Raw genomic sequence first — 17037 nt, 5'->3', positions numbered from 1 at the left:
GGAGGCGCTCTACGGATGCAGCGCCTTCGATTACTCGTACTCGCCCGCGGCTTCCGGCTGATATTCCACCGCCAGCAAGGTCAGCTTGAGGGTCTTGCCGCCCGGTGCTGGCCAGTCAATGTGCTGGCCGACCTGCAGACCCAGCAACGCCGAGCCCATTGGTGCCAGAACCGAGACGGTGCCGTCTGCGCCTGCATCCTGTGGATAAACCAGCTTGAGGTGGTAATCCTTGCCGCTGACTTCTTCACGGCAATGCACACGCGAATTCATGGTCACAACGCCCGCAGGCACTTCATCGTGGCCCACTACCTGGTCGGCGCGGTCCAGTTCGGCCTGCAACGCCTGGATGCCCGGCGTGTTTTCGTCCTGGCTGTCGATGAAACTCTCAAGACGCTGTACATCGAGGCGGGTGAGGATGATCGAAGGTGCTGTGGTCATGGTCTGGGCAGACTCCTTTATTCTCCATGAATAAAACAAAACCCCGCCGGGGTGGGCGGGGTTCTACGGGCCTCTCAATCTGGAGAAGCAGAGTCCGACACTAACACAGCGCAGTAAATACACAACCCGACACGGTATCAGCCTGCGGTCTGGCCCGCAGTGGCTCGACGCTGGTCCGCCTCATGGCGAATCTGTCGACGACGATGGTCATCGGCCGAGCGCCATTCGCGTATGTCTTCGACATGGCGGAAGCACCCAAGGCAAACCTTCTGCTCATCGAGCCGACACAGGCTGATACAGGGCGACGGTACAGCCGGGCTGACGTTGCTGAAAAGCGGTTTGGGCGGTCGAACGGGGGACTGGCTCACGATCAGATATCGTCGAAATCCAGTTCGACACCGGCTTGCTCAAGGGTGATGCGCGCAAGCATCTCGCTGAGCAGCTCATCGCTGGTGTCGCATGCCCAACGGCTGCTATCTCCGTCATAATCGAAATGGAAGCCGCCGGAGCGGGCTGCCAGCCACAGCTGACGCAGCGGCTCCTGACGGCTGAAAATAAGCTGCGAGCCGCCTTCGAACTTGACTGTCAGTACACCGGCCGAGTTTTCCAGGTCGACATCCAGTCCACTATCATCGAAAACATCTTCGATATTATGCTGAGTCGCATCGACGAGGTCGTGGAAACGGGCTTGGGTCAAACTCATTGCGGGAACCTCGATAAGTGTCTGCTGATGGCGCAGAGGGGCAAGATACGGACGCTGCCGGGCAAATGCAAAGCTTACCCATCATCGGCGACGGATGCGCGCATTAATCCCGTCAGCCATAGCTCTGCCCCGACATTCACGCCAAAGGCCCGCCAGACGGGAGATCCATCGCATAGGCAAGCTGCCGGGTGGTCGGTATACTCTGGCGCAATTAATGCTTTTACAAAGGATTTCGCCATGAAGCGCCTGATCTCTTCGCTTGCTGCGCTTGTCGCGGTCGCTTGTCTTGTTACGGCCTGCGGCCAGAAAGGCCCGCTGTATCTGCCGGATGACACCAAAACTCCGGATGAACAAGCCAAATCGCAATCGCACAAGCACCTTTAAGGGAATTCAATGGACGCCTTCAACTACCGCGACGGTGAGCTGTTCGCGGAAGGGGTAGCATTGTCTGCCATTGCCGAGCGCTTCGGCACACCGACCTATGTCTACTCGCGCGCTCATATCGAAGCGCAATACCGTGCCTACGCCGATGCGCTGAGCGGCATGCCGCATATGGTCTGCTTCGCCGTAAAAGCCAACTCCAACCTGGGTGTGCTCAATGTCCTGGCGCGTCTTGGCGCCGGTTTCGACATTGTTTCGCGCGGCGAACTCGAGCGTGTGCTGGCCGCAGGCGGCAAAGCCGAAAAGATCGTCTTTTCCGGTGTCGGCAAGACCCGTGAAGACATGCGTCGCGCTCTTGAAGTTGGTGTGCACTGCTTCAATGTCGAATCCACCGACGAGCTGGAGCGCCTGCAGAAAGTGGCTGCCGAACTCGACGTCCGTGCGCCGATATCGCTGCGGGTCAACCCGGATGTGGATGCAGGCACTCACCCTTACATCTCTACCGGCCTTAAAGAAAACAAGTTCGGCATCGCCATTGCAGATGCCGAAGACGTCTACATTCGCGCTTCGCAACTGCCGAACCTGGAAGTGATCGGGGTCGACTGCCATATCGGCTCGCAACTGACCACGCTCGAGCCGTTCATTGATGCGCTGGATCGCCTGCTGGACCTGGTTGATCGCCTGGGCGATTGCGGCATTCACCTGCACCATATCGATCTGGGTGGCGGTCTTGGTGTGCGTTATCGCGACGAAGAGCCTCCGCTGGCGGCCGACTACATCAAAGCCGTGCGCGAACGACTTGCCGGTCGTGATCTGGGGCTGTTGTTCGAGCCGGGGCGCTTCATCGTGGCCAATGCAGGCGCGCTGCTGACCCGAGTCGAATACCTCAAGTACACCGAGCACAAGGATTTCGCCATCGTCGATGCGGCGATGAACGATCTGATCCGCCCAGCGCTTTATCAGGCGTGGATGGACGTCACAGCGGTGCGTCCGCGCGACGGCGAACCTCGTGCGTATGACATCGTCGGGCCGATCTGCGAGACCGGCGATTTCCTTGCCAAAGGGCGCGAGCTGGCGCTGGCCGAAGGCGATCTGCTGGCGGTTCATTCAGCCGGTGCCTATGGCTTCGTCATGAGTTCGAACTACAACACCCGTGGCCGTGCTGCTGAGGTACTGGTCGACGGTTCCCAGGCTTTTGAAGTGCGTCGTCGCGAAACCGTGGCCGAGCTGTTCGCTGGCGAAAGCCTGCTGCCGGAGTAATCCCATGCTGCTGCGTTTTACCAAGATGCACGGGCTGGGTAACGACTTCATGGTCCTGGACCTGGTGAGTCAGCACGCGCACATCTTGCCCAAGCATGCCAAACAATGGGGCGACCGCCACACCGGTATCGGTTTTGATCAGCTTTTGCTGGTCGAGGCACCGAACAACCCGGATGTGGACTTTCGCTATCGAATCTTCAATTCCGATGGTTCCGAAGTCGAGCAGTGCGGCAACGGCGCGCGCTGCTTTGCCCGTTTCGTACTCGACAAGCGCCTGACGGCCAAGAAGCAGATACGCGTTGAGACCAAGAGCGGCATCATTGAGCTGGATATCCGCAGCGACGGGCAGATCAGCGTCGATATGGGGCCACCCAGGTTTGTCCCGGAAGAAATACCTTTCGAGGCCGCAGAGCAGGCCACCCGTTACAACGTCGAAGTAGAAGGGCAGAATATCGAACTGGCTGCTGTGTCCATGGGCAACCCGCATGCCGTATTGCGTGTCGATGACATCAATAACGCGCCGGTGCACGAGCTGGGGCCGAAGATCGAGCATCACCCGCGCTTTCCGGCACGGGTCAATGTGGGCTTTCTCCACGTGGTGGATCGTCAGCGTGCGCAGTTGCGTGTCTGGGAGCGTGGTGCCGGGGAAACCCAGGCCTGTGGTACCGGCGCCTGTGCGGCGGCGGTTGCTGCCATTAGCCAGGGCTGGATGGATTCGCCGCTGCTGATCGACCTGCCCGGAGGTCGCCTGTCCATCGAATGGGCTGGCCCGGGACATTCTGTCATGATGACCGGCCCCGCCGTCAGGGTTTATGAAGGCCAAGTTCGTCTTTGAGTGAGTAACTGCCATGACCGATCAACCTCCCGCTTCAACAGGCACACCCTGCGAATCGCCTGTCGATAGCGCAGCGCCAGACCTTGAAGCAGAGGCGGTCATCGCCTTTCTGCTTGAGCACCCGGACTTCTTCGCCGAGCACGACGAGCTGCTGGTGTCGATGCGCATCCCGCACCAGCGTGGCAATACCGTTTCGCTGGTCGAGCGTCAGCTAAAGCTGCTGCGCGAGCGCAACATCGAAATGCGTCATCGCCTGTCGCAACTGATGGACGTCGCACGGGACAACGACCGCCTGTTCGAAAAGACCCGACGCCTGAACCTCGCCCTGATGGATGCCACCAGCCTGGACGAACTGGTCATCGCTGTCGAAGACAGCCTGCGTCAGGACTTTCAGGTGCCCTTCGTCAGCCTGATCCTGTTCAGCGACAGCCCGATGCAAGTGGGGCGATGGGTCAGCAGCGCCGAAGCACAGAAATCCATCGGCGGCCTGATTGGCGAGAAAATCATCTGCGGCGCTCTGCGTGAGCATGAACTGGCGTTCCTGTTTGGCGCAGAGCAAGGCAAGGAAGTCGGCTCTTCCGCCATCGCCAGCCTCAATCACCTGGGCTTGCATGGCGTGCTGGCCATCGGCAGCCGTGATCCGCAGCATTATAAAAGCTCGGTCGGCACCCTGTTCCTCAGTTACATCGCCGATGTCCTGAGCCGCCTGCTGCCGCGTTTCGCTCACTCTTTACGCTCGGTTCGCTAGCTATGGAACAGCATCTGGACGCCTACTGCATGCACCTGCGCAGTGAGCGTCAGGTGTCGCCTCATACGCTTGAAGCCTACCGGCGCGATCTGAGCAAGGTTCTGGCGTATTGCCAGAAGGCGCAACTGTCGAGCTGGAATGATCTGGATATCCAGCACCTGCGCAGCTTTACCGCCCGCCAGCACCAGCAGGGCCAGTCTTCACGCAGTCTGGCGCGAATGCTGTCGGCGGTGCGCGGTTTCTACAAGTACCTCAATCGCGAAGGCATCTGCCAGCACGACCCGGCAAACGGCCTGTCACCGCCCAAGGGTGAACGGCGTCTGCCCAAGACGCTGGACACCGACCGCACCGCGCAATTGCTGGATGGCGGCGTCGAAGATGATTTTCTGGCTCATCGCGATCAGGCCATTCTGGAGCTGCTTTACTCATCAGGGTTGCGACTGTCCGAACTGACTGGTCTGAACCTGGACCAGCTGGACCTGCGCGACGGGCTGGTGCAGGTCTTGGGCAAAGGCAGCAAGACCCGCGTACTGCCGGTCGGCAGCAAGGCGCGCCAGGCATTGGAAATATGGTTGCCGTTGCGTGCCCTGACCAATCCGCAGGACGACGCCGTATTCGTCAGCCAGCAAGGCAAGCGCCTCGGCCCGCGCGCGATTCAAGTGCGGCTCAAGGCGGCCGGTGAGAGGGAGTTGGGGCAGAACCTGCACCCGCACATGCTGCGTCACTCGTTCGCCAGTCACCTGCTGGAGTCTTCACAGGACTTGCGCGCCGTGCAGGAGCTGCTGGGTCATGCGGATATCAAGACCACGCAGATATACACGCACCTGGACTTCCAGCATTTGGCTACTGTTTATGACAGCGCCCATCCCCGAGCCAAACGTAAAGGAGCTGCAGATGATTAAGCTGGTGACGTTTGATCTTGACGACACGCTCTGGGACACCGCCCCTGCCATTGCCGGTGCCGAAGTCACACTGCGTGACTGGCTGGGCGAAAACGCTCCCAGGCTGGGGGCGATTCCTGTCGAGCACCTGTGGGAAATTCGCTCGCGTCTGGTGGCTGAAGACCCGTCCTTCAAGCACCGCATAAGCGCCTTGCGACGCCGCGTGCTGTTCCATGCGCTCGAAGATGCCGGCTACGACCCGGACGAGGCGCAGGACCTTGCCGACCGGGGCTTTGAAGTCTTCCTGCATGGCCGCCATCAGGTGCAGATTTTCCCTGAGGTGCAACCCATGCTGGAAATTCTCGCCAAGACCTTCACGCTGGGCGTGATTACCAATGGCAATGCCGATGTGCGTCGTTTGGGGCTGGCAGACTACTTTGCCTTCGCGCTGTGCGCCGAGGACCTGGGCATCGGCAAGCCCGACCCGGCACCGTTTGTGGAAGCGTTGCGGCGCGCAAAGGTCGATGCCGGCGCGGCCGTGCACGTAGGCGACCACCCCAAGGACGATATCGCAGGTGCCCAGCAGGCTGGCATGCGCGCCATCTGGTACAACCCGCAAGGCAAGGCCTGGGACGCAGACCGGCTGCCGGATGCCGAGATCCACAACCTGTCGCAGTTGCCGGAAGTCCTGGCACGCTGGGCCTGAAAACGGTCTGATGTTCGCTCAATAGAAAAAGCCCGCAGCGACGGCGGGCTTTTTCTCATACAGCGTCTGCAGCCTTAAATCGGGCGGCTACCGTATTTGTTGTCAGGCTTCTTGGGCGGATCGGCGACCACGTTGGCCTCCACTTCCTGCACCTTGCCACCACGCGCCAGGAATTCTTCCATGGCACGCGCCAGAGCATCGCGCTCTTTGTTCTTGGCTTCTACGCTAGGCAGTTCATCGACCGAGACAGCGGCCTTGGCCTTGCCTTTTGCCGGTGCTGCCGGAACGTCGGAATCGTCTGGCTCGGCTGCGTCGTCTTCCGGGGAGGCCGCTGCGAGACCATCGTCTTCTTCGCCGTCCAGATCGTCTTCCAGATCATCCTTAATATCGTCGTCGTCGCTCATGTTGTACCTCATGACTTGCGAAAGCTGATTAGTTATAGCCCAACCGCCCGGAAATGCTAAGGCGATCGGAAAAATTCAACAACCGCTGATCTCAGCGGTTATGTCTACTCACCCTGAAGGGTGGCCAGGACGTTACGAGATCCACCAGCGTCTCGATGTTCGCCCAGGTAAATACCTTGCCAAGTGCCCAGCGCCAGTCGTCCTGCCGTCACCGGCAGAACCAACTGGCAGCCCAGCAGACTGGCCTTGAAATGCGCTGGCAAGTCATCAGGGCCTTCGTCGTCATGTTCGTAGCCGTCCACGCCCTGGGGCACCAGACGGTTGAAAAAACGCTCAAAGTCGCGACGTACCGCCGGATCGGCATTTTCGTTGACGGTCAACGAAGCCGAGGTATGTTGCAGCCATACATGCAGTAGCCCGACACGACAATCGCGTAATGCGGGCAAACCCGCGACTATCTCGTCAGTCACCAGATGGAACCCGCGGGGCCTGGCCCGCAAGGCAATTCTGGATTGATGCCACATACCGTTCTCCGCACCTTCGGCGCGCATTCTAACTCGACTGAGAAAAAAGCAAAGCGCGCAATAAACCGGCTTCCCTGCAAGTTGACGAAGACTGTCGATACATCGTTACCTGCGCTGCGTCACGGTGCCGAAATCATTGACGCGGGCAAGATCAATGACAGCAAAAAGCGGCGGTATATCCGCAACCGTCAGACAAAAAAAATGCCCGGAGACCGGGCATTCTTTTTTGCATCTGCGGCTGCTTACAAGTTGTAGCCACGCTCGTTGTGTTGCGCAAGGTCCAGACCGACAGACTCTTCCTCGTCGGTGACGCGCAGACCCATCACTGCATCCAGCACCTTGAGGATGATGAAGGTCACGATTGCGGTGTAGACAACGGTGAACGCAACGCCCTTGAACTGAATCCAGACCTGAGCACCGATGTCAGTCACAGTGCCGAAACCGCCCAGTGCAGGTGCTGCGAACACACCGGTCAGGATTGCGCCGACGATACCGCCGATACCGTGAACGCCGAACGCATCCAGGGAGTCATCGTAGCCAAGCTTGCGCTTGAGGCTGGTGGCGCAGAAGAAGCAGATCACGCCTGCTGCCAGACCGATGATCAAAGCGCCCATCGGGCCAACTGTACCGGCGGCAGGGGTAATGGCAACCAGACCGGCAACCACGCCCGAAGCGATACCCAGAGCACTTGGCTTACCGTGAGTCAGCCACTCGGCGAACATCCAGCCCAGTGCGGCGGCCGCGGTAGCGATTTGAGTAACCAGCATGGCCATACCGGCAGTGCCGTTGGCTGCAGCCGCGGAGCCGGCGTTGAAGCCGAACCAGCCGACCCAGAGCATTGCAGCGCCGATCAGGGTATAACCCAGGTTGTGTGGTGCCATCGGCGTGGTCGGGAAGCCTTTGCGTTTGCCCAGTACCAGGCAGGCCACCAGACCGGCTATACCGGCGTTGATGTGTACGACGGTGCCGCCAGCGAAGTCCAGAACGCCCCAGTCCCACAGCAAACCACCGACGCCGCCCCAGACCATGTGGGCGATTGGCGCGTAGACCAGAGTGAACCAGATACCCATGAACACCAGCATTGCGGAGAACTTCATGCGTTCTGCGAAAGCGCCGACAATCAGGGCAGGGGTGATGATCGCGAAGGTCATCTGGAAGGTGACGAACACCGCCTCAGGGAACAACGCAGCAGGACCGGTAATGCTTGCCGGCGTGATGCCTGCCAGGAACGCTTTACCCATACCGCCAAAGAAGGAATTGAAGTTGACGACGCCCGCTTCCATACCGGTTGTATCGAACGCAATGCTGTAGCCGTAAACGACCCACAGGATGCTGATCAGACCGGTGATGGCGAAACACTGCATCATCACGGACAGAATATTCTTCGAGCGAACCATACCGCCGTAGAACAGCGCGAGACCGGGGATGGTCATGAACAGGACCAGAGCGGTCGAGGTCAGCATCCATGCAGTGTCGCCAGAGTTCAGCACCGGCTCGGCCACTGGGTCAGCCGCCAGGGCAAGACCAGGTAATGCGAGGGACAACAGGGCACCGAGCCCTGCGAATTGACGCAGAGTCATATTGTTTTCTCCTGGGGCGTTGGGTTTGGCGGCTTAAATAGCGTCTGTATCGGTCTCGCCGGTACGGATGCGAATGGCCTGTTCCAGATTGACCACGAAAATCTTGCCGTCACCGATCTTGCCGGTGTTGGCGGCCTTGGTTATGGCTTCGATGACACGATCCAGATCCTTGTCATCGATGGCGACATCGATCTTCACTTTTGGAAGGAAGTCGACGACGTATTCAGCACCGCGATAAAGCTCAGTGTGACCCTTCTGACGCCCGAAGCCTTTGACTTCAGTGACGGTGATGCCCTGCACGCCGATTTCAGACAACGACTCGCGAACGTCATCCAGTTTGAACGGCTTGATGATGGCAGTGACTAGCTTCATGAAAACTTTCTCCCGAATTTGGTGGACTTGCCCCAGGAAAACAAACCCGACTCAAGTCTAAGCGCAGTGCCTGGCTTTGTAACGTGTCGGCCGCCTGATCAGGCCAGACCAACTCCAGAAAACCGCTTCTGACGAAACACTTCCCCGCTCCGCCTGCCGCACTGCATTCGTCACAGCGACTGCATCAGTGCATGGGTCATAAGCCACTAAGCAGAAAGCTTGCCATCTCGTGAATATTCATTGAATACAGGCCCTTGGGCAGGTTTTACAGGGCCAAACGGGTTTCGCGACGAAGGTAATGCACACTAATGGTGCTCATGTGCACGCCACAGCGCTCCATAAGCGTGCGAGTCGCCCCGTCAAATTGACTATAGACACTGCGTGTTACACTGCTGACCTCTGATTCAGGAAAATCATCATGCTCGCGCCCAAAGCCTTTCTTGACGCCCTCAGTGGCCACGCTTCCCGTCTTTTCAACGGCGAAACGCCAGTCCCCCGCAGCGAATTCGAAACCCAGTTCAAGGCCCTGCTGCAAAGCGGCTTCAGCAAACTGGACCTGGTCAGCCGTGAAGAATTCGACAGCCAGATGGCCGTCCTCGCCCGCACCCGCGCCCGCCTTGAAGCGCTGGAGGCCAAGATGGCCGAGTTGGAAGAAAAGGCCGCCGGGGCGACAGGGACTGAAAAAGCCGAATAAGCTTTCCTTGTTTTGCAGTCAGTGCGCTGCAGCGCTGAACATTGTCATGCACAGCGAGCCAGGCACCTCACCTGCTCGCGAATCTGAACGGCCTTTTCCATTTCTGTCTTGCCCAGGTGGTGAGTCAGTTGCAGGTTCAGCCAGCATTCGTTGCACGCTTCGCAAGCGCCTTCAGGCTGCAGGCGGTGCCAGCTCGATGGTCCGGCAGTAATCCATGAACAGGCGTGTCGCACGGGTTGGCTGGTTGTTGCGCAGGTAGGCCATGACCAGGGTGGAGGCGGGCATGTCGTCTTCGATATCGAGCTGCACAAGCAGCTCGCCGTCGTAGGTCATGTTGGTTCTGGGGCGTGTGACCAGGACCGAAAACCCCAGGCCCTGGCCGACCATGCAGCGCACCATTTCGATCGACGGGGAGCTGTACGCGACCACTGGGGTGTAGCCCTTTTCCGTGAAGATATCGATGAAGTAGGTCCTGCTGGGCACGGCGTCGAGCAGGATCATCGGCTCGCGGCTCAGCTCCAGCAAGGTCACGGTTTTTTTCTTCGCCAGAGGGTGGGCTGCTGGCAGCAGCGCATAGGGCTTGTGCGGTGCATTCAATTCCTCTTTGTTGATCGTGGTTCCCAGTTCCAGGTCGTACAGAAACGCCAGATCGAAGCGCCCACGGTGCAGCCCGTGCATCAGTTCATGTTGCTCGCCGTCATACAGCTGAATGGTGACGTCCGGGTATAAACGCTTGAAACCGGCCACCAGCCTGGGCATGTAAAGCGGCGCGGCCGATTCAAAACAGCCAATCGCGATAGTGCCGGAGACGTGTTTGTTTTCGGCCCGGGAGTTTTGTTCAAGCTCTTCGGAAAGTCGCAGCAACTCTTTGGCTTTCTCATACACTTTCCCGCCACCGGAAGTTAGCGAAACACCTTGAGCGTGGTGACGCACAAACAGCGGCTGATTGAAGGCTTCTTCGAGGTTCTTGATGGCGACGGAGATGGAAGGCTGTGAAATATGCAACTGCCGTGAGGCTTCGGCAATGCTGTCCATTTCGACGGCTGTCACGAAATACTTGAGCTGTTTCAATGTGAAGTGAGCCACGTGATACCTCGTGATGAGCAAATGCTGGACGGCTGCATTTGAATAGCTTTTACCTATGCTTAGCGAGGAGCGTGCCAGCCGCCCGCGCCTTGGCGGATTCACCGGGCGCGCTGCTGGCCATGGTCACTCAGTAACACCCGCAAATAATAGAGGCTTGCCAGAAAAGCCCGAAAACCCGGGCTGCGCACCTATTACGAGCGCTTATCGCTGCCGCTTTATTCAATCGCCCTAAAAGTGTGCAATCAATGCGCTGTGACACTAACGCACAACTAACCCGTTTCAACGCGACGCCGCCCTGAAGATGAATACCGGCGTATCTGCTTAGGATTTTCCTATGCTGCGGGCCAAAACTTACTATTTGTCTGCCGGACCTGGCATCAATCATGATGGTTTCAGAAGGGCAAACGGACAGCGTCCCGTTTCAACTTCAACAGGACGTCGCCCATCACTATTCAATTTGCCGAGCGAGCCGACAATGACGTTTGATTGGAAATACATGTTTGGCCTGTTCAGCGATACGGAATTCTGGATGGCCACCTGGACGGTCATTCAACTCAGTGTACTGACCTGGGTTATCAGTATTGTTCTGGGTTTTGTTCTGGCGCTGGCCAAACAATCATCGTTGCCGCTGATCAACTTGCCGGCCAAAGCCTATATCTGGTTATTTCGCAGTTTACCGTTACTGGTACTGCTGATCTTTGTCTACAACTTGCCACAGGCAGTACCCGCTACCTCGGCGGTGCTGGCCAACCCGTTCTGGGCCGGCCTGATTGCCATGGTGATGTGCGAAACGGCCTACGTCGCGGAAATTCATCGCGGCGGCCTGCTGTCCATCGCCAAGGGCCAGACCGAAGCTGCCCGGGCACTGGGCCTGCGTTTCGTGGGCACGCAATGGCGGATCGTGATCCCGCAGGCGCTGCGTGTGGCGCTGCCGTCGCTGACCAACGAATACATCTCCATCGTCAAACTCAGTTCACTGGTTTCAGTGATCTCGCTGACCGAGATCCTGATGGTCGGTCAGCGCCTGTATTCGCAGAATTTTCTGGTAATGGAAACCATGGCGGCCGTGGCGTTCTATTACGTGCTGATCGTGACCGTATTCGACTTCCTGCTCAAACGCCTGGAGCGCTATCTGGACGTCACGCAGCACAAGGTGACCCGCACGCCGGACGCCGAAATGCTTGAGCTGGCCAGCCGCAAATCGGCGGTTGTCGCTCGTCCTGTCATCGACTTCGAAGGGCCGGCACTGCAAGCGACGCGACTGCACAAGGCGTACAACGACATCGAAGTGCTCGGTGCGGTCAGCCTGCAGATCAATTCCGGCGAGGTGGTGTCGGTGATCGGCCCATCAGGCTCGGGCAAAACCACGCTGATCAGGCTGCTCAATGGTCTTGAGCAGATCGACAACGGCGACATCAAGATCAACGGCCAGCCATTCATTCACCTGGTTCGCCAGGGCGCGCAAAAGCCGCGTTACGTGGAGAACGCCGCCTACCGCCTGAACATCGGCATGGTGTTTCAGAGCTTCAACCTGTTTCCGCACCTGACGGTGTTGAACAACCTGCTGCTGGCCCCGCGTTATCACCGCCTGGCACCGGTACCCGAGCTCAAGCAGCAGGCCTACGAATTGCTGAACAAGGTCGGGATGCTGGAGCACGCCTGGAAATACCCGCATCAGTTATCGGATGGCCAGCAGCAACGTGTCGCCATCGCTCGCGCCCTGATGATGCGCCCGCAAATCATGCTGTTCGACGAGCCCACCTCGGCGCTGGACCCGGAGAAGGTCAACGAGGTGTTGCAGGTCATTGAAACCCTGGCCCAGGAAGGCATCACGATGGTCATCGTGACCCATGAAATGAACTTCGCCTTCAAGGTCTCTGACCGCATCGTCTTTATGGAGAAGGGACGTGTGATCTGCGATGACAAACCCCAGGCGCTACGCGACGGCCAGCACCCCCGCGTTGAAGCCTTTCTTAAAGATGTCTCACTGGCCTGAGGCCTTGTTGAAGAGGAGAAGAACATGATCGAGCAATGGCAGATTGACCAGTTTCACGAGCAGGGTTTTCTGGTAGTGGAGGGCGTGCTGGTAGCCGATGAAGTGGCAGCGCTTCAGCAGGACTTCGACCAGTGGGTCGACGACAGCCGCAGTCAGAGTCAGGCCTGGGGGCAGACTCAGGACGGGCGTCCGCGCTTCGACATCGAAAGCGATCATCGGCCGGATCACCCGTCGCTGCGCCGCGTGGCTTCGCCCACGGAGATCTCGCCGGCCTACCAGCACGCGGCGTTTCAGTCCCGGATGGCAGCCATCGCGGCGCAGCTGATCGGCGGCAATGGCACCCGTTTTCATCACAGCAAGATCAACTCCAAGCTGCCGCACACCGCGACTCAGGTGAAGTGGCATCAGGACTTCCTCTTCACACCGCACAGCAATGATGACCTGGTCACGGCGTTGCTGATGATCAGCGATGTGACCCCGGAAAACGGCCCGCTGAACGTGGCGCCGGGCAGCCATAAGCAGGCGCTCTGGTCGCATTGGCAGAACGACCGTTTCACCGGTGCCGTGGAAGACGCGGTGGTTGAACAGCATTGTCAGCAACCGGTCGCCTGCTATGGCCCGTCGGGCTCGGTGTGCTTCATGCACACACGCCTGCTGCATGCTTCAAGCCCCAATGAAACCGAGTTCCCGCGCACGCTGTTCATCAGCGTCTATGCCGCTGAAGACGCATTGCCGTTCGGTGAGAACCCTTTGCCCAGCGAGCATGCCGGGTTGATGGTCGCAGGCCAGGAGAGCGGTCTGGTACGTAGCACCGAGAACCATATACGCCTGCCGCAGAAACCCAAGGGTGCTTCATTTTTCGTGCAGCAAGCCGGAAAAGACGCCGCCGTTGCCTGATCTCCATGACCCCACGAGGAATACCTATGAAGCTGTCAGCTCTGATTGTTCGTCCCGTAGCCCTGGCTTTGCTGGGCGCGGTGGTTGCCATGTCCTCGTCTGCCGCTTCGGCTTTCCAGCAGCCCGGCAAGATCATCGCCGGCTCGGACATGACGTTCTTCCCCTATGAATACATGGACAAGAACCGTCCCGCCGGTTTCGACATCGAGTTTCTCGACGGCTTGGCAAAGGTCATGGGGCTCAAGGCCGAGAACATCGACACGCGCTTTCCCAATCTGATCGGCGGGCTGCAGGGCGGACGTTTCGACATCACCAACTCGTCGATGTACATCACCCCCGACCGCCTGAAAGTCATCGACATGATTCCTTACTTGAAAAGCGGTGAGGCGATTCTGTCGGTCAAGGGCAGCGCCTATCAGCCCAAGACGCCAGAAGACTTCTGTGGCCACAAGATCGGCTCCATGGCGGCTACTTCCTGGCTGCAACAACTGCAGAAACTCTCGACCGACTACTGCGTGAAGAACGGTCTGCAACCGATCGCCATCAGCGAGTACGGCACCGACCCACAGACCACCCAGGCCATGCTGGCCCATGCCGTCGAAGCGCAGATCACTGACGCAGCCGTCGCACGCGGCGTGGTCGAAAAGCTGGGTAACCGGGTGGTGATTTCTTCTGAAACGCTGATCTACCCGGTGCTCAACGGCTTTGGCGTGAAGAAGGGTAACGATGTGGTCCGCAAGGCCCTGGAAGATGGCCTTGAGAAGTACAGCAAGACCCCGGAATACGCCGCGTTGCTGGAGAAATACAAGTTTCAGGCACCGACAGCCGATGACATCGCCGCCCTGATGCCCAAGCCCTGACAACCAAAGGACGTGCCTGGCAGTTTCGGCAGGCACGCTCGACCGGAGAGCAATTAGCATGGCCCTTAATTTCGAAGAGCAGACGCGCATAGACCTGGCCGCGACGTTCCGCATCATCGCCCATCTGGGTATGCATGAAGCGGTCGCCAACCACTTCAGCGCGGCCATTTCGGCGGATGGCAAACAGTTCCTGCTCAACCCCAAGTGGAAACACTTCTCGCGCGTGCGCGCCAGCGATCTGTTGCTGCTCGACGCCGATGATGCCGACGCGGCGCATCGCCCTGATGTCGATGCGACGGCCTGGTCGATTCACGGCCAGGTCCACCAGCGTCTTCCCGATGCGCGTGTGGTGCTGCACTTGCACCCGGTCTACACCACGGCCGTTGCGTGCCTGGTCAAGCCGCATATTCCGCCCATCGATCAGAACACTGCGCGCTACTTCAACCGCATCGCGGTGGACGAGCTTTACGGCGGCATGGCCGACACGACCGCCGAGGGCGCTCGACTGGCCGGTTTGCTGGAGGACAAGAGCCGTTTGCTGATGGGCAACCACGGTGTGATCGTCACCGCGCCGACCGTTGGCGAAGCCTTCGATGACATCTGGACCCTGGAGCGCGCTTGCCAGATTCTGGTGACGGCCTGGTCCACCGGCCAGCCGCTCAAGGTGCTGGCGGACGATGTCGCCGAGAAGACCGCCCGTGACTGGCAGAAGATTACGGATTTCTCTCATCAGCACTTCGAGGAAATGAAACTGCTGATGATTCAGGCTGACCCCTCTTTGGTCGACTGATCGCCCCTGCTACTGACTGGATGCGCGTCTGCGGATGGCGTAGGGCTTTTTGCGCCCGCGCATCGACGTTTCAACACTTTTCATTACGTCCAACAGGTCGTAAGCCACCTGTCGAGGGATGCCGAGATGACAGAAAAAATCATAGAGATCGATACGCTCGTCGTAGGTGCAGGGCAGGCCGGAGTGGCCACCAGCGAACACCTGAGCCGTCTTGGCATCGAGCACCTGGTGCTTGAAAAACACCGCGTTGCCGAGGCGTGGCGCAGTGGCCGCTGGGACTCGCTGGTAGCCAATGGTCCGGCCTGGCATGACCGGTTTCCCGGCCTTGAATTCGCCATGGATCAGGACGGGTTCGCGGGCAAGGAGCAAGTGGCCGAGTACTTCGAGCGCTATGCCCGCAAATTCAATGCGCCGATCAAGACCGGCGTCGAGGTCAAGCGCGTTACCCGCAATACCGGGCGTGCAGGCTTTACCGTCGAAACCAGTGCCGGCACCTATGTGGTCAATCATCTGGTCTCGGCGACAGGGCCGTTCCAGAAACCGGTCATCCCGCCGATTGCGCCGGTTAACGAGGCGCTTCATCAGATCCACTCGGCGCACTATTTCAATCCGCAACAACTGCCCGAGGGCGGCGTACTGGTGGTCGGCGCTGGTTCCTCGGGTGTGCAAATCGCCGAGGAGCTGCTGCTCTCGGGTCGCAAAGTGTACTTGTCGGTCGGCCCTCACGACCGTCCGCCGCGCGCCTATCGCGGCCGGGACTTCTGCTGGTGGATGGGTGTGCTGGGGTTGTGGGACAGCGAAACCATGCAGCCCGGCAAGGAGCACGTGACCATCGCGGTCAGTGGTGCAAGGGGCGGCTACACGGTCGACTTCCGCCGGCTGGCTCAGGCCGGAATGAACCTTGTGGGCCTGACCGAAAGCTTCGTCGGCAACAAGGTGCACTTCCAGAACGATCTGGTGAGCAACCTCGACAGTGGCGACGCGAACTACCTGTCGCTGCTCGATGCCGCTGATGCCTACGCCGCACGCAACGGCCTGGACCTGCCGCTGGAGCCGTCGGCCCGTGAACGCGTGGCGGATGCGCCGTGCATCACCCATCCGCTTAGCGAGCTGGACCTGATCGAGTCAGGCGTCACGTCGATCATCTGGGCCACCGGCTATGCCCTGGATTACAGCTGGCTGCAGGTCGATGCCTTCGACAGCAAAGGCAAACCTCGTCACCAGCGCGGCGTGTCCTGCGAGCAAGGCCTGTACTTCGTCGGCCTGCCATGGCTGTCGCGCCGCGGCTCCGCGTTTATCTGGGGCGTATGGCACGACGCCAAACACGTCGCCGATCAGATCGCCACGCAGCACAAATACCGTTCCTATGACGCCGGCAAACGTGCCACCCCCGTCGTGCCGTTGCGCAACGTCAACGGTTGATCATCGCGCTCAATGTCCACAGGAGTTACCCATGACTACGCCGACTCATACTCGTATCCGCATGTTCAACACCAAGGACACCTACCCCAATCAAAGCCTGAACAACGACCTGTGTCAGGCGGTGCGCGCGGGCAATACCGTGTACGTCAGGGGCCAGGTCGGCACCGATTTCGACGGTAATCTGGTCGGCCTCGGTGATCCGGCTGCACAGGCGCAGCAGGCGATGAAAAACGTCAAACAATTGCTCGAAGAGGCGGGCAGTGACCTGTCGCACATCGTCAAGACCACCACTTACATCACCGACCCGCGCTACCGCGAGCCGGTCTATCACGAAGTGGGCAAGTGGCTGAAAGGCGTGTTCCCGATCTCCACCGGGCTGGTGGTGTCGGCGCTGGGTCAGCCGCAATGGCTGATGGAAATAGACGTGATCGCCGTGATCCCTGAATAAGGACTGTTGCCC

Annotated in this window: 21 protein-coding genes; 13 read left to right on the top strand and 8 right to left on the bottom strand. The window is 59.2% G+C overall.

Annotated elements, in window-relative coordinates; translation table 11 throughout:
* Positions 1-30 precede the first annotated feature (30 nt).
* The 3 genes from rnk to cyaY form a co-directional block, all read right to left on the bottom strand.
* Positions 31-438, bottom strand: coding sequence for a nucleoside diphosphate kinase regulator (gene rnk / locus RYC17_RS20665; protein WP_057401476.1), 408 nt, complete (start codon positions 436-438; stop codon positions 31-33).
* Positions 439-575: 137 nt separating this feature from the next.
* The gene (locus tag RYC17_RS20660) at positions 576-806 is read right to left on the bottom strand and encodes a DUF1289 domain-containing protein (protein ID WP_044295754.1); all 231 of its coding nucleotides are present in this window, start codon (positions 804-806) and stop codon (positions 576-578) included.
* Between the two features lie 2 nt (positions 807-808).
* Positions 809-1141, bottom strand: coding sequence for an iron donor protein CyaY (gene cyaY, locus RYC17_RS20655; protein WP_058402142.1), 333 nt, complete (start codon positions 1139-1141; stop codon positions 809-811).
* A gap of 237 nt (positions 1142-1378) precedes the next feature.
* On the opposite strand from cyaY, the gene lptM reads away from it, so the two are divergent.
* Genes lptM through RYC17_RS20625 form a run of 6 tightly spaced genes read left to right on the top strand, consistent with a single transcriptional unit; the run spans position 1379 to position 5952 of the window.
* Entirely contained in the window at positions 1379-1525 is a 147-nt protein-coding gene (lptM, locus tag RYC17_RS20650; protein ID WP_002555817.1) for an LPS translocon maturation chaperone LptM, read from the top strand.
* A gap of 9 nt (positions 1526-1534) precedes the next feature.
* A complete protein-coding gene (lysA, locus tag RYC17_RS20645) occupies positions 1535-2782 on the top strand; it encodes a diaminopimelate decarboxylase (RefSeq protein WP_316904274.1) in 1248 nt (415 codons plus the stop codon).
* A gap of 4 nt (positions 2783-2786) precedes the next feature.
* Positions 2787-3617, top strand: coding sequence for a diaminopimelate epimerase (gene dapF, locus RYC17_RS20640; RefSeq protein WP_058402144.1), 831 nt, complete (start codon positions 2787-2789; stop codon positions 3615-3617).
* A gap of 13 nt (positions 3618-3630) precedes the next feature.
* On the top strand, positions 3631-4365 hold the full coding sequence (locus tag RYC17_RS20635) for a DUF484 family protein (RefSeq protein WP_058402145.1): 735 nt from the start codon (positions 3631-3633) through the stop codon (positions 4363-4365).
* 2 nt (positions 4366-4367) lie between these two features.
* Positions 4368-5267 carry a tyrosine recombinase XerC gene (xerC, locus tag RYC17_RS20630; protein ID WP_058409779.1) on the top strand — a complete coding sequence of 300 codons (900 nt, stop codon included), beginning with the start codon at positions 4368-4370 and terminating at the stop codon, positions 5265-5267.
* Positions 5260-5952 (top strand): HAD family hydrolase, encoded by a 693-nt coding sequence (locus RYC17_RS20625; protein ID WP_058402147.1) that lies wholly within the window; start codon positions 5260-5262, stop codon positions 5950-5952. The genes xerC and RYC17_RS20625 overlap by 8 nt, the downstream gene beginning before the upstream one ends.
* Before the next feature lie 74 nt (positions 5953-6026).
* Here the strand turns inward: RYC17_RS20625 and sutA are convergent, their stop codons facing one another.
* The 4 genes from sutA to glnK form a co-directional block, all read right to left on the bottom strand.
* On the bottom strand, positions 6027-6356 hold the full coding sequence (gene sutA / locus RYC17_RS20620; RefSeq protein WP_058402148.1) for a transcriptional regulator SutA: 330 nt from the start codon (positions 6354-6356) through the stop codon (positions 6027-6029).
* A 104-nt stretch (positions 6357-6460) separates the two neighbouring features.
* Positions 6461-6880: a secondary thiamine-phosphate synthase enzyme YjbQ gene (locus RYC17_RS20615; RefSeq protein ID WP_058402158.1), complete on the bottom strand. Its 420-nt coding sequence runs from the start codon at positions 6878-6880 to the stop codon at positions 6461-6463.
* 242 nt (positions 6881-7122) lie between these two features.
* Positions 7123-8460: an ammonium transporter gene (locus tag RYC17_RS20610; protein ID WP_003435008.1), complete on the bottom strand. Its 1338-nt coding sequence runs from the start codon at positions 8458-8460 to the stop codon at positions 7123-7125.
* A gap of 33 nt (positions 8461-8493) precedes the next feature.
* Positions 8494-8832, bottom strand: a complete 339-nt coding sequence (gene glnK / locus RYC17_RS20605) for a P-II family nitrogen regulator (RefSeq protein ID WP_002555808.1) — start codon at positions 8830-8832, stop codon at positions 8494-8496.
* A gap of 418 nt (positions 8833-9250) precedes the next feature.
* Between glnK and RYC17_RS20600 the strand changes: the two genes are divergently transcribed.
* Positions 9251-9526, top strand: a complete 276-nt coding sequence (locus RYC17_RS20600; protein WP_058402149.1) for an accessory factor UbiK family protein — start codon at positions 9251-9253, stop codon at positions 9524-9526.
* A 171-nt stretch (positions 9527-9697) separates the two neighbouring features.
* Here RYC17_RS20600 and RYC17_RS20590 read toward each other — a convergent pair whose 3' ends face one another.
* A complete protein-coding gene (locus RYC17_RS20590; RefSeq protein WP_244392284.1) occupies positions 9698-10612 on the bottom strand; it encodes a LysR family transcriptional regulator in 915 nt (304 codons plus the stop codon).
* Positions 10613-11087: 475 nt separating this feature from the next.
* Here RYC17_RS20590 and RYC17_RS20585 point away from each other — a divergent pair, with 475 nt between their 5' ends.
* The 6 genes from RYC17_RS20585 (at position 11088) to RYC17_RS20560 (ending at position 17025) form a co-directional block, all read left to right on the top strand.
* Positions 11088-12608 carry an amino acid ABC transporter permease/ATP-binding protein gene (locus tag RYC17_RS20585; protein WP_316904271.1) on the top strand — a complete coding sequence of 507 codons (1521 nt, stop codon included), beginning with the start codon at positions 11088-11090 and terminating at the stop codon, positions 12606-12608.
* A gap of 24 nt (positions 12609-12632) precedes the next feature.
* Positions 12633-13505, top strand: coding sequence for a phytanoyl-CoA dioxygenase family protein (locus RYC17_RS20580; RefSeq protein ID WP_316904268.1), 873 nt, complete (start codon positions 12633-12635; stop codon positions 13503-13505).
* A 26-nt stretch (positions 13506-13531) separates the two neighbouring features.
* Positions 13532-14365 carry a transporter substrate-binding domain-containing protein gene (locus RYC17_RS20575; protein WP_316904267.1) on the top strand — a complete coding sequence of 278 codons (834 nt, stop codon included), beginning with the start codon at positions 13532-13534 and terminating at the stop codon, positions 14363-14365.
* 58 nt (positions 14366-14423) lie between these two features.
* A complete protein-coding gene (locus RYC17_RS20570; protein WP_057405245.1) occupies positions 14424-15155 on the top strand; it encodes a class II aldolase and adducin N-terminal domain-containing protein in 732 nt (243 codons plus the stop codon).
* A gap of 126 nt (positions 15156-15281) precedes the next feature.
* Positions 15282-16577, top strand: coding sequence for a flavin-containing monooxygenase (locus RYC17_RS20565; RefSeq protein ID WP_054082343.1), 1296 nt, complete (start codon positions 15282-15284; stop codon positions 16575-16577).
* Between the two features lie 31 nt (positions 16578-16608).
* Positions 16609-17025 (top strand): RidA family protein, encoded by a 417-nt coding sequence (locus RYC17_RS20560; protein ID WP_003408344.1) that lies wholly within the window; start codon positions 16609-16611, stop codon positions 17023-17025.
* Positions 17026-17037 lie beyond the last annotated feature (12 nt).

The sequence above is a fragment of the Pseudomonas syringae group sp. J248-6 genome, assembly GCF_032586995.1.
GTDB classification, from domain to species: domain Bacteria; phylum Pseudomonadota; class Gammaproteobacteria; order Pseudomonadales; family Pseudomonadaceae; genus Aquipseudomonas; species Aquipseudomonas amygdali.
This window is presented reverse-complemented; position numbering and strand designations above follow the sequence as displayed.